The 11923-nt window shown below is 52.8% G+C and carries 10 protein-coding genes and 2 pseudogenes; all 12 read right to left on the bottom strand.

The genetic code is table 11. The features are described from left to right. On the bottom strand, positions 1-252 hold a 252-nt coding region (locus C814_RS08050; RefSeq protein WP_016315161.1), incomplete at its 3' end, for a transposase. A gap of 277 nt (positions 253-529) precedes the next feature. Continuing rightward, positions 530-689 (bottom strand): annotated as a pseudogene (locus C814_RS23435) (cysteine-rich KTR domain-containing protein). Next, positions 658-1428: an N-acetylmuramoyl-L-alanine amidase family protein gene (locus C814_RS0103855; protein WP_016315160.1), complete on the bottom strand. Its 771-nt coding sequence runs from the start codon at positions 1426-1428 to the stop codon at positions 658-660. The pseudogene C814_RS23435 and the gene C814_RS0103855 overlap by 32 nt, the downstream one beginning before the upstream one ends. Continuing rightward, positions 1425-3425, bottom strand: coding sequence for an ABC-2 transporter permease (locus C814_RS08045; RefSeq protein ID WP_016315159.1), 2001 nt, complete (start codon positions 3423-3425; stop codon positions 1425-1427). The genes C814_RS0103855 and C814_RS08045 overlap by 4 nt, the downstream gene beginning before the upstream one ends. Then, positions 3422-4642: a hypothetical protein gene (locus C814_RS08040; RefSeq protein ID WP_016315158.1), complete on the bottom strand. Its 1221-nt coding sequence runs from the start codon at positions 4640-4642 to the stop codon at positions 3422-3424. The genes C814_RS08045 and C814_RS08040 overlap by 4 nt, the downstream gene beginning before the upstream one ends. Continuing rightward, positions 4620-5507: an ABC transporter ATP-binding protein gene (locus C814_RS08035; protein ID WP_016315157.1), complete on the bottom strand. Its 888-nt coding sequence runs from the start codon at positions 5505-5507 to the stop codon at positions 4620-4622. The genes C814_RS08040 and C814_RS08035 overlap by 23 nt, the downstream gene beginning before the upstream one ends. A gap of 1 nt (position 5508) precedes the next feature. Next, a complete protein-coding gene (locus C814_RS08030; protein ID WP_016315156.1) occupies positions 5509-6720 on the bottom strand; it encodes a hypothetical protein in 1212 nt (403 codons plus the stop codon). Positions 6721-6722: 2 nt separating this feature from the next. Further along, the gene (locus C814_RS08025) at positions 6723-7757 is read right to left on the bottom strand and encodes a hypothetical protein (RefSeq protein ID WP_016315155.1); all 1035 of its coding nucleotides are present in this window, start codon (positions 7755-7757) and stop codon (positions 6723-6725) included. Positions 7758-7959: 202 nt separating this feature from the next. Next, positions 7960-8313 carry a hypothetical protein gene (locus tag C814_RS08020; protein WP_016315154.1) on the bottom strand — a complete coding sequence of 118 codons (354 nt, stop codon included), beginning with the start codon at positions 8311-8313 and terminating at the stop codon, positions 7960-7962. Then, on the bottom strand, positions 8300-9568 hold the full coding sequence (locus C814_RS08015) for a HAMP domain-containing sensor histidine kinase (RefSeq protein ID WP_016315153.1): 1269 nt from the start codon (positions 9566-9568) through the stop codon (positions 8300-8302). The genes C814_RS08020 and C814_RS08015 overlap by 14 nt, the downstream gene beginning before the upstream one ends. A gap of 47 nt (positions 9569-9615) precedes the next feature. Further along, complete coding sequence (locus C814_RS08010) at positions 9616-10290, bottom strand: response regulator transcription factor (protein WP_016315152.1); 675 nt, start codon at positions 10288-10290, stop codon at positions 9616-9618. Positions 10291-10463: 173 nt separating this feature from the next. Continuing rightward, positions 10464-11813: pseudogene (locus tag C814_RS08005) on the bottom strand (recombinase family protein); the annotation flags it as partial. Positions 11814-11923: the final 110 nt, after the last annotated feature.

Below are 11923 nucleotides of genomic sequence, written 5' to 3'. Positions count from 1 at the left end.
ATGTTCCAGAATTTTATCCCACAGCCCGCTGATCCGGGCGCGGCGATAAAAACTGTGTACCGTTGAATATGGCGGAAAATCATGGGGCAACTGTCTCCATTTGCACCCCGAATCTACCAAATACAGCACAGCATCCGTCAATTCCCTCTTGCTCCACGTGCAGTTGCGCATCTCGGCATATAGTGGGGCGATCTCTTCCCACTGCTCATCCGTCAAGTCGCCAGGGTACGACTCCCGTCCTTTTTCTTCCATATCTCTATTTTACCACGTTCTTTTCTCCTTGTGAATACAGGTTCTTATTAAAAGCAAAATTGCTCTTAGTATCAAAGCGCGAAATCCAGGAAATCGCGGGGCTTTACCGAGCTCGCCCGGAACAGAGGGGCGGCTGGTCCTGGCCGCTGTACGCGCTATGGCAAATGAACTGACGGGCAAATGGAAAATACTTATCTTTTAGATGCAAAACAGTATGTAATGTGATATGCAGAGCCGATGATCTGGTGATTCGCTCACAAGTTCATCGGCTCTGCATCTATGCGTCTGGCCCTTTGATGACGGTGATTTTTTTGTTGTCCCTCAATAAGCGTTTCCTGCTTGCATTTAGGGCAATATATCGGGAAATTCAGCAGTACAGTATCCTCCCGCATCTTGTCATGGGTTTTATTCCCGCAAACAGGACACAGTATCCTGATATTCCGGGGACAACAGTTTTCCCCGTTCTTCTGTGTTCGTCAAAAAACCGACCCCAATTAGAACAGCAGGAATCGCCGTTTCGCGCAATACGGCATAGTTTTCCTCCTTTACCTTCCGCGTTGAAATCGAATGGTTATCCGCCGTTGATGTGATAGTTTCTTCCAGATTCTCACTTTCAGCAGATTGATAGCAATAGCACCCAAATCCTGTGACGGAAGAATCATCTTCATACGAATTACAATGGATGCTGATAAAATAATTCGCCCCGGCGTTGTTTGCGATCTCTGAACAGTCAGGCAAGCTGACATCAGAATCGGCACTCCGCGTTAAAACAACGGCAGCACCCTCTGATTCCAATTTTTCTTGGAGTAGCAAAACGATGGACAAAGTAATATCCTTTTCAGTTGCACCATTTATTACGCACCCAGGCTGATCTCCACCACGTCCGGCATCCAAGGCAATTTTTACTTGTCCGGGAATAGAAGGCGCTGCCGGAATGATGGAGCTTCCCGCAACAGTGGTATCGCCCGTTGAATCTCCTCTATTCCCATCAGGCAATTCACTGTCCGGCGCAGGAGCCAGATGCTCCTTGATATAAAGCACCCCACATACCATAAGAATAATCATCAGATCCAGCAGAAGGAAGATCACACCGCGCAAAGCATAGGCGATCATCAACCTTCTGCCGCGCTTTTTTCGCCTTGCTCTGACGGATGCTTGGCGCTCCCGTACCGTCACGGCTCAAAAACCACCTCCTTCCCGTCCGATTTTAGGATCATGGTAACTTTCTCACCGTCATAATCAACAGACAGGGCCGGGTCATTTGAAATCTTCAGACTGCCAACGCCGTCCTTGCCGCACAAATAAACACAGTCGGAATCCATGCGGTTGATGAAATATAACCCCTGATCGGTCAGGCAGAAGTCACAGGCAACCATATTCCGAAACGGCCTTGCTTTTTGGGTCTTGGTATCATACGTCGTCAGCAAAGAATTTTCGTTGATGAAGTAGATCGTCCGCCCATCAAACGCTATATTCCCCCTGGTGGGGATGTCCAGCACTTGCGTTCGCTGGATCGTCCTGCTCACTTCCGTAATCCCATCATTCGTAATGAAAAAGAGGCTGTCGTTGTTCAAGAAAAAGCCATAGCAGTATTGCAGAAACATCCAGGTATCCCCCACGGTATAGTCAATTCCCAGCAGAGAGCGCCCGCTGTCCGTTATTTTCTCAAAAATAACCTGTTCCTCAAAGGTTTCTGTATCAAGCTGGACAATAGACACCTGGGTAGCTGTGCTGTTGTAGCTGCCGACCCGATCCACATACTGTTCTGTGCGCGAGGTCATATAGTAAATGCAGGGAGCATCCATATAGACCGCCTGGACGGATTCTCCGTCCGAAAAGGCCCCGAACAGCGGAGAGAGGGCCAAATCCGTCAAAGCGCCGGTTTTCCGGTTCTCCAGAGAGTATGTCCGCGTCTGATCGTCGAAGATCACACTGTAAGTTTCCGACACACTTTGCGAAGATGAATTGAATATCCCGTTTGTAGATTCTGTGACAGAGCAGCCGGACAGCGAGAGCAACACCGGCAGGCAGAGCGCGGCAACCCCGCAGCCTCTGACGGCTTTTCTTCCAGACTGCCAGCAGTTTGTGTTTTGCCGCAGGACCCACCATACCATGAGGGCGCAGCACACAGCGGACAGGCTGAGCAGGGCCAGCAGCTCCTGGGGGGAACGCTCCGAAAAAGTCACGATGGTTTCACCTGTCAACGAATCCTCCACAGAAGAAGCCCCCTCCAAAAAGCCGGTTGCCAGCAGGAACGGCAGGGGCAGCGGCAAGCGGTAGCAGATCTGTCTGGACAGGCCGATATACGGGATTAAGGTGGATGCCACTCCGATCACCACCGTCAAAGCGTATTTCTTCACCAAAACGGATGTAAAGAGCAGCAGGGCAGCGAGATACACCGAGCCAAAACAGCGCAGGACGGTCAGAATCAGATACGCGGCCAGCAAAGAGATATTTTTTGTACTGCCCCCGAAACTGGCGATACTCTGAACAGGGTACTCCCCATTGGGCAGGCCATATTTTACCGCAAAGAACAGAAAACGGATCAGGGATAGTCCTACACAGAGGACAAACACGGCGCAGAGGGTCATCACGACTTTGCATCCGGCACTCTTACGGCTCTGCGGCGCAGTCCGCAAAAGCGCGTCCATCTGGCAGCTATACTCCGAGCAAAAAACCGTAGCTGCCAAAATCAAAATGACAAGGAACAGCGGGAAGTCCAGCGTTTGGGCGGAAAACAGCCCCGCCCAGCCGTTTGTGTTCAGAAAGTAACGATTGCCGGTGTTCTCGCAGATATATAAATATTGCTGATACACAGCTTCAAATCCATGCTCATGGGCCAAAACAGTGTTGACTTCCGTGATCTGCCGCTCATATTGTTCCTCTGTGATCTGGCCGCTGTAATAGCTTTCCTGGGACCCGGAGCGGGCATAGCGGGCCTCCGTGATGGCCTGGGCCTCCTGCTCCAGCCAAGCGGCCTTTTCCTCTGTGTACGCCCCGTCCAGCCGTTCCAGATACCACTCGTATTCCTCGCGGTATTCTTCCATCGCGCTGTTCTGCGGCCTGTCGGTTGCAGCCAGCCAAACCGTACTGATCAGGAGCGCAGCCAGGATATAGAACAGACCCCGCTGCATGACCATCAGTTTTTTCCATTCATAAGAGAAAACACTCATTTTGCCCTCCCAACACAGCGGTGGCAGTTTTCCGCTGACAGAAAATAGATTGCGGTAACAAGCACAAAGCCCGCTGTCAAAGAAATCCAAACTGCGGCCTGCCAAGTCAGGACGGGGAACCCGCCCAGGTTCACAAACTCCGTTTTGCCCAGGAGAACACGGTTGGTCAGCAGAGAATAGGGATTCAGCACCTTTGTCCAGAAGAAATTGGAGTAGGCGCAAACGGCTCCGTTGACAACCAGCACTATACAGAGGGCAAAATTGATGACAAACGGGAGCAGGGCATTTTTCCAGAACATCGAAACCAACAGCCAGAGCATCCCAATCACCCATGTACCAGCGCATTTAAGTGCCGCAGACAGGAGGACATACTGAAAAATGCTGAGATTAACGGAGACTTCCGCAAAGTTCGGAATCGCGAACACCGGCAGGGTCAGCCCTTCCAAGGTCTGAAAGGAGGCCGCAAAGCCAATCAGGTCAAGGAGAGAAAACCACAGCGAGGTCAAAAGCAGAAACAGGGTGGCCGCGAGGATTTTCGCCAGGGCTGTTTTTCTGCCGCCGTTAGGACTTACCAGTAACAGCATATCCATCTGCGTTTCCCGCTCGCTCACAAAGGTTCCGATGATCCCATAGAGGCAGAGCAGGAGGGTCAGGATGATGGAAAAATCATAGTTCAGATAGTAATTGCACATTTCCCGATAGGAAAAGGCGGGGATGGTGCGGCCAGCATAGAGGTTATAGATCGCGCCGCTCTTCCTCTGCTGATAGACCGCTCCCCGTTCCCCATAGAGCGCGGCGCTTTGCCGCGCTCTGTTTGCTACTTGCTCCGACCGGCCGCTGTACTCATAGGAATACTGCATAGGCTGCACAAAATACTTGTCCAGCAGGTTCCTGTCGCTGTACAGGTTCCCGGTCATCGTATTGGGGTCATCGGTGGCGGTGCTTGCGGTCATATCCGATGTGGTCTCCACAAGTGGCTGATAAACCGCAAGCAGGCGTTCGATCTTCTCCGGGGTGATTTCACCCTGATATTCCTCGTAAAGCTGCCAATGGAGCGTGTGCCAGCTCCGCTCTCCGTTCCCGTCTGTCAGATAGGAGTAGGATTTGTATTCGCCATAGATTTTGAACAGGTTGGCGAGGCTGAACACCACAAAGAGCGCCAGGATGGAGCGTTTGCAGAACTGCTTGATAAACTCATACCGTATCAGACGTATCATGGCGCTCCCCCCTGCAATAGTACAAGAACACATCCTCCAGGTTGGGCTGGACAGGCTGTGCGGTCTTGATTGGGCATCCATCCTCAACAATGCGGAGGGTAAACCGTCCGTCCTCCTGCTTCATGTTGCTGACACAGTATAGATCGGTCAGCAGCGCGGCATCCTCGGCCCCGGCGGTCACATTCCACACCTTGCCCTCAATGTTTCGTTCCAGCGCGGCGGGCGTTCCCTGCATGAGCAGCGTCCCCTGTTTCAGCAACAGGATTTCCCGCGCGATGCACTCAACATCCGAAACGATGTGAGTTGCCAGCAGGATCGTCCGGCCCTGGGCAAATCGGGAGATCAGGTTCCGAAACCGTATCCTCTCGCTGGGGTCAAGACCGGCGGTAGGCTCGTCCAGAATCAGGATTTTGGGGTCGGACAGCATGGCCTGCACAATGCCGACGCGCTGACGCATACCGCCGGAGAGCGCACCGATTTTCTTGTCCTGTGCGTCCGTCAGGTTCACCGTGGCCAGCAGCTCGGAAACCCGGTCCTGCCCTTCGTGGGCGGGAATGTCTTTCAGCGCACACATATAGAGCAGAAAATCCTTGACGGTAAAGTCCCGATAGAAGATAGGATACTGGGGCATATAGCCGATTTGGGACAAGAACGCTTTGCCCAGCGTCCTCACATCCTGACCGTCCACCCGGATCGTACCGCTGTCCCCCCGCAAAATGCCCACAAAGGTGTTGATGAGCGTGGTTTTCCCGGCCCCGTTTTCGCCCAGCAGGCCGTACACGCCCTCGTTCAATGTAGCAGTAAAGTTTTTCAGCGCATATTTTTTCTTGTATTGCTTCGATACGCTTTCAAATGTAATCTCCATGTTATTCTCCAAATGTAAATGTGGATACCAACGTATCAACTTCGATAATGCTGCCTCCGAGAACGACTACGGCGGTCTTGGCCCCGTCTAAAAGGTAAATCCTGGGGATGCGGTTGAAATATGTAGGGTCGGAGTTCTCGATCACTTCGGTGGCAACCAATGCGCCGGAGGCCACGTCATAGACGCGAACAGTCAGATTGCTGCCCAGAACGGCGGTAGCGACATAGTCCCCCTGCTCCGAGCCGTACACGCCGTCTTTGCCCTCACCGCTGGCAGAGAAGGAAAGCGTATTGGCGCTGCCCGTTGCCCGGTCGATCCAAAGCAGCGTGCCGTTGGCCTGGGTAAAGGTCTGCGGGAAAAACAACCGGCTGACGCTGCTCTGCATTTCTTCCATTTCGTAGCCGGACGGTTTTGTGAGCTTCAGACCGCTGCCATCCACGGCGATGCTCCCGTGGATGGAAAAGCCTTCCTCGCCATCTACCGCGGGAATTGAGTTACCGCTGCCAAAGAACACAATCTGGCTGTTATCCTGAGCAAACGCGGCGCCGTTCAACATGGAAATTCCAATGCTGGCGGTCCCGGCATTTTGGGCCACGTTCAGGAGAGTAGTCAGGCTCCCGCTTTCCAGGTCATACAGATATAACCCGCCCATGGCGGCAAACGCCAGCTTCTTTCCGTCCGTGGAGGCCGCTACGCCCCCGGTTTCGCTGACAACAAGATCCCCCTGCAAAAGCTCATCCACCGCGATCTCTTTATTCAGAGAGAGCGAGCTGTCGTAGATGTACGCCATCATGCCGTTATCGCCCATGCCGGACAGGACGTAGCCCCCGTCAATGGCCTGGGATTCAAAGTCGCGCAGGGGTGCTTCTGCGGTGGCCAGCACCGAGGAAGTCCCTGTGTCGTAGAGGTACAGCTTGTCCGCCAGCACGAAAAGCGTTCCATTCCCGGCATAGGCGCAGCTCTGGAGCTTGCCGCCAAACAGGGCAGGGTCGAAGGTGCAGGATGTACCAGCCTGGGAAATGGGCTGGTACTGCTGTCCGTCAGAGGGCGGGACAGCGACCACGGATGTATCGGAGGGGTCACTCCTTGAAACCGCAGGAGTGTCGGAGGGGTCACCTCCCGAAACCGCAGGAGCCGGGGAATCCATCTTACCGCAGGCGGACAACGCCAGGGTAAAAAGCAGCGCCAATATCATGCAGAATGCCTTTTTCATGTTCAGTTCTCCTTATATAATAAAATAGAATTGGTCTTAAAGAACGGGCCGGATGCTCCACCTTGGGGGACGGCCACACAGTAGAAGGTGTTAAACTGCCCCAGCTTGTCCGGGTCGATCACGGCCTCAAGCTCCATGACGCCGCCTTTGCTCAATGTAATGGAGCGGCAGGTGCTTTCGTCAAATTTCACCGGCCGGTGATCCAGGAAAAAAGCGATGCTGTAACTTGTCCCGGCTGTGCCGCACATGGTAAATCGCAGGGGAACGGGAGCGGAGGCCCGCAGGTTGTCATAGACGATGCCGCCGTCATAGGAGAAGGTATAATAGATCCCACTATCCAGCGTGTCCATGCTCACACCGCCCCAGCCGTATTTGGGAAGCTCGTTTTCCACATACTGCGCTGTGGCCTTTTCCTCCCGCACTCCGCTTTGTGAAAAGATTTCCCGGACAGGCGGAAGGTCTGAATGGGTGGCGGGCGCGTCTGCGTTGAACTTCAATTCAACACAGGAATCCAGCGTCTTATGATACCAGCCATAGCTGGAGGTGGATTCCATATCCGGCTGGAAGTCCGGGTTCGTGATGCTCACCACGGTCAGGGTCAGCGTATCGCCGGTGCTGCCGGTCACAGGCTCAAAGAGGAAGGAAAAGGTCTGATCCTCTGCTGTGGGGAAGCTGTGGCAATACTCATACTCCGCTGTGGTATCGTTCACCTTGTAGGGCTGGGGCTGGCCGTCCAGAAACAGGAGAAATCCAACAGTATCCATCTTGCCGGAGAGGGAGAATCGGTAGTCCAGCCGAAATTCGCCGCCGTCATAGGGGAAGGGCAGGCGCTCCCCGCTCTCGGAGAAATCAGCCGAAGCAGCTTCGTGGGTGAGCATTGCCAGAAATCCGGCGTCCTCCTCCGCCGCCTCAAACGGGTTTGCCGCAACAGCCTGTGACGGCGGGGGCGTACTGTCTGGAATGGCATAGTTCCCGCAGGCGGCGAGGGATAAAAGTGCGCCGCACATCAGGGGAACAGCGATCAATCGTTTTCGCATACATGGCCTCCTTTGCTTTGATGGACTAAGCATAGCGGGAAAAAGTCAAAATTCGGTCAAGAAAAGCGAAATGCCGCCCAAGTTTTTTGGGCGGCATTTCGTTGTAAACGCCGATCAAATTTCCACATTGTCAAAACGGCTGAATGGGCAGTTGCCTATTATTGATAACTGCCCGATAAATGAGAAATTTCCTTTTAAAAATTTATTTTAAGCCTTCTTCCTTGATCTTATATATTCTAAATGCGTAATCCTTTTCCAAACGAATATTTGCCCAATTTCTCCCAATCTGTCTCACAAAATAATTTTCGTCCTCCGGAAATATCTGTTTTGTCATAAATCTTAACAGATCCAGTGCTTTGGCAGATTCTTTCAATACAATTTCAAGTGTACTCCATCCATCTATTACAGGCGAATATATTTCATGAATCATATCACAAAACAAATCGTTTCCGTTGATTGGTATTTTTCTTATTAAGTCCCCCTTCCTATCTTCAATCAGCATACTCTTTAACTGGGCATATTGTTTGCTGTCAAGCATCACTTCATATATTTCCATTTTCTCCTCCTGTTATTAAGGCTGTGCCGTACAATATTTCTTGCAATTTAATGGAGGCTTTCACGCAGGCCCCGTGGGGCGGTTGGTTTGAAAGCTCTATAGTTCCCCCGTGCTTTTGGCACAGCACCCGGCTTACAGCCAGTCCCAGGCCAAGGTGCTTGCCGGAGGTATCTTCGGAGTAAAACAGGGCGGTTTTCTTTTGCAGCAACTTGTCCGAAAAGCCCGGCCCGTCGTCGGTCACGGTGGCCAACAGGATTCCATGTTCCAGACAAAAAGTAAGTCCAATTTCCCGCTCCGCAAAACGGAGGGCATTGGAGATCAGATTTTCCAGAACGCGGTACAACAACTCTCCGTCAAGGACGGCCCTCCCCTTCGGCAAATGGAGGTCACAGGAAAAACGCACATCGGTATTCTGAAACAGAATGGATAGAGAATCCGCCATGTGCTGTAAAAAATCAGGAAGCTCCACCTCTCTGCGGTGAACTTCTGTTTCTTCGATAGCCCCCAGGTCACGCATGGTATCGGTATAGCGGCCCATGCGTTCCGCGGTAATGCCGAGATTGGAGAGCGCCTTTTCCAGTTTTTCCTCCGTCAAGGTCCCACCCCGGCTGTTCTCCTGCAAATATTCCACATAACCGGTCATGATGGCGATGGGGTTACGCAGGTCGTGGGCCACGGATGCCTGCAACGCCCGGCGTTCCTCCAGCATACTCCACATCTGACGGTTATTCTCATATAGGGTCTGCCGCATTTTCTCAAAGGCGGCACAGAGCCGGCCCAGTTCATCCTGCCCGTCAAAGGTAATCTGGAAGTTCAAATCCCGGTCTTGAATGTGGGCGGTGGCCTCCATCAGGACAGTGATCGGCGGCTCCAGCACCTTGTGATAAAACCACCACGCGCACAAAGCAATTCCAATCACAGCAAACAGGAACGGCAGCAGCACCATACAAATTTGCGAGGCGCGGTAGGCCATTTTTGCTTTGGAGGAAAGCATAGAGTAGCTGGATTCAATGCGCTCTATCATGTAGCTCGTCTGTCCCTGATTCTCGTTGTGTTCCTGGCCGTCCGCTACCAGTTGGCCGAATGGCTCTGGCGAGCCATCAAGAATGTACCTCATTTTTGCTTCTGTGACCGTACCATCCGGGGCGGTTGTCTGCTGCGTTAGCCAGACCTCGTTGGAATCGGGGAGAATATGCTTTTGAAAGCGGTAACAGCCGAAAATCGCAATACCGCTGCACAGAAACACGATTGACATAGTGACCGCCACAGCCTTCATAAAAGAGCGTTTCAATGACCGCCTTTTTATTTTTTCCATCGGTAGCCCATCCCCCAAACTGTTTCGATGTACTCATTTCCGCTGGCCTGCATGAGCTTTGCGCGGATTTTGCGGATATGCTCTTTAATCACGCTGCTGTCGCCCTCCGCGTCATAGCCCCATACCGCCTCATAGATACGCTCCTTGTCAAAGACCTGATTGGGGTTAGAGGACAGAAATTCGATGATGTCAAATTCTCTCTTGGAAAAGGAAAGCTCCTGCTCATTCCAAAATACTTTTCGATCAGAGAGATTGATAATCAGTCCCTGGGAGGTCACGACCTCCGGTGGGCGGTTGTGCCGCTCGTCCCGGCGCAGATGTGCCTCAATACGGGCGATCAATTCCTGCAAGCCGAATGGCTTGGTAATATAGTCGTCCCCTCCAGCCCGCAGGCCGTTGACCTTATCCTGCTCAGTGATCCGCGCCGTCAGGAACAGGATAGGGCAGACGATGTGATTCCGAATGACTTTGCACAGCTCCAGCCCATCCATCCCCGGCATATTGATGTCCAGAAGAATAAGATTTGGCTTTGTATTCAATTTTTCCATGGCTTCATTGCTGCTGTTGGCAACGGAAACCGTATAGCCGTGATCCTGCAAATGGGTGGAAAGCAATTCGGTCAGGATAGGTTCATCATCCACAATCAAAATTCTGTATGCCATGCGAACACCTCCAGTCTTTTTCATCATATAGGGAGAAAGTCAAAATTCCGTCAAGGTAATCTTCGAGAATTAGCAGATTTCTATTATTATAGTCCGTCCCCTCAGATTGCACAAGGATAGCAACGCTTGACAATGGTAAACACACCATTGAATAAGGCGCTGGGGGCAAGAAATTAGATTTTCCACTCAAAAGAAACGCGCTCGGCGGTGGCTTGGACCTGGGAGAGAATGATGTCGGCCACCTGCCGCCGGTCATCAAAGTCGATGTTGTCCCAATTCCCCAGGTGGGAGGACAAATACTCGATCTTTTGCGGGGAGACGCTTTCCGCGTTCAGTGCGGCAATCTCCTTTATCAGCCCTTGACGGCGGGCGTCTAACTCCTCGATCTTCCCGTTGGCGTAGGACATCAAAACCGCGCTGGCCCCGGTCAGGGTGTTCAACAGCTTCTCAATCTCGTTCTCCACCTGGGCCAGCTCCACATTCAAAGCGGTCAGCCTGGGGTTGACTGTCTCGGCCTTGGCGGTCAACGTCTGAAACTCGGAGAGCTTATGTACCATCGCCTCATAGACAAACTGCTCAAACTCCGCCGTCCGAAGCGTCCCGCAGCCCTCGCAGCTCATATTGTCTGCCCGCTTGGTGCAATAGAGGTATTGGGTCCCCGCCCGGTTGCCCAGGCTTTTCAGCGCCCGCCCACAGTGGCCGCACTTCATCTTTCCGGCCAGCCAGGTATTTTTCGGTTTGCGCCCGCCCTGGAATGTGATGTTCGCCATCAGCTTTTTCCTGCACCGCAGCCAGGTATCGGCGGGAACAATGCCCTCGCTGGGGGCCAGTACAAGGATCTGATTTTTCAGCTCCTTGTTTTTTCGTTCCTGCACGTCCCGGCCCTGGTAGAGATAGCAGCCGTTGGTCCCGGCGAAGTCCGCCGCCTCGTTCACCACCACGGCTCCCTGCCCCTTGAAAAACTCGTACAGCTCCAGGTCCGCCTGGGCGTAAATGGGGTTGCGGAGCATTTGAGAAATGAAGCCCCGGCGCAGCTCCTTGTCATACACCAGGATGCCCTCCTGGGCGAAGTACCGGGCAATATCCCCGAACGATGTGGACGGCTCGGCGTACATTTCAAACATCAACCGGGCAATATTCGCCGTGTCGGGGTCCGGGATCATCATTTTCGTGCGTATGCCCTGGATGGTGGTGGGCTCCAGCTTGAAGCCGTAGGGGGCCGCACCGCTCATGTGAAATCCGCGCTGGCAACGGGAATAGTAGGCGTCCGTTACCCGCTTCTGAATCGTTTCCCGTTCAAGCTGGGCGAACACAATGCAGATGTTCAGCATAGCCCGGCCCATAGGGGTGGAGGTATCAAACTTTTCCGTAGAGGAAACGAACTCCACATTGTACTGTTGGAACAGCTCCATCATAGTGGCGAAGTCCAGGATAGAACGGCTGATACGGTCCAGTTTGTAAACCACCACCCGGCGGATCAGGCCCCGCTTGATGTCGGCCATGAGCTCCTGGAAGCGGGGGCGGTGATATGGTATAAAAAAAGTTGACACCTTTTCCTCAAGGGAGTAGAAAAAAGAGAAGAAGAAGGAGGAAAGGCAATGGCTCGAAGCTACGATAAAGAGTACAAGGTACA

Origin of the sequence: Anaerotruncus sp. G3(2012), from assembly GCF_000403395.2 — a bacterium.
GTDB lineage: Bacteria > Bacillota > Clostridia > Oscillospirales > Ruminococcaceae > Anaerotruncus.
Note: the sequence above shows the minus strand (reverse complement) of the source record. Positions and strands in the feature narration are given on the sequence as shown.

Excerpts from the sequence above, each read along its gene's own strand:
- C814_RS08045 (WP_016315159.1), bottom strand. The coding sequence starts at position 3,425 with ATGAGTGTTTTCTCTTATGAATGGAAAAAACTGATGGTCATGCAGCGG.
- C814_RS08040 (WP_016315158.1), bottom strand. The coding sequence starts at position 4,642 with ATGATACGTCTGATACGGTATGAGTTTATCAAGCAGTTCTGCAAACGC.
- C814_RS08035 (WP_016315157.1), bottom strand. The coding sequence starts at position 5,507 with ATGGAGATTACATTTGAAAGCGTATCGAAGCAATACAAGAAAAAATAT.
- C814_RS08030 (WP_016315156.1), bottom strand. The coding sequence starts at position 6,720 with ATGAAAAAGGCATTCTGCATGATATTGGCGCTGCTTTTTACCCTGGCG.
- C814_RS08025 (WP_016315155.1), bottom strand. The coding sequence starts at position 7,757 with ATGCGAAAACGATTGATCGCTGTTCCCCTGATGTGCGGCGCACTTTTA.
- C814_RS08020 (WP_016315154.1), bottom strand. The coding sequence starts at position 8,313 with ATGGAAATATATGAAGTGATGCTTGACAGCAAACAATATGCCCAGTTA.
- C814_RS08015 (WP_016315153.1), bottom strand. The coding sequence starts at position 9,568 with ATGTCAATCGTGTTTCTGTGCAGCGGTATTGCGATTTTCGGCTGTTAC.
- C814_RS08010 (WP_016315152.1), bottom strand. The coding sequence starts at position 10,290 with ATGGCATACAGAATTTTGATTGTGGATGATGAACCTATCCTGACCGAA.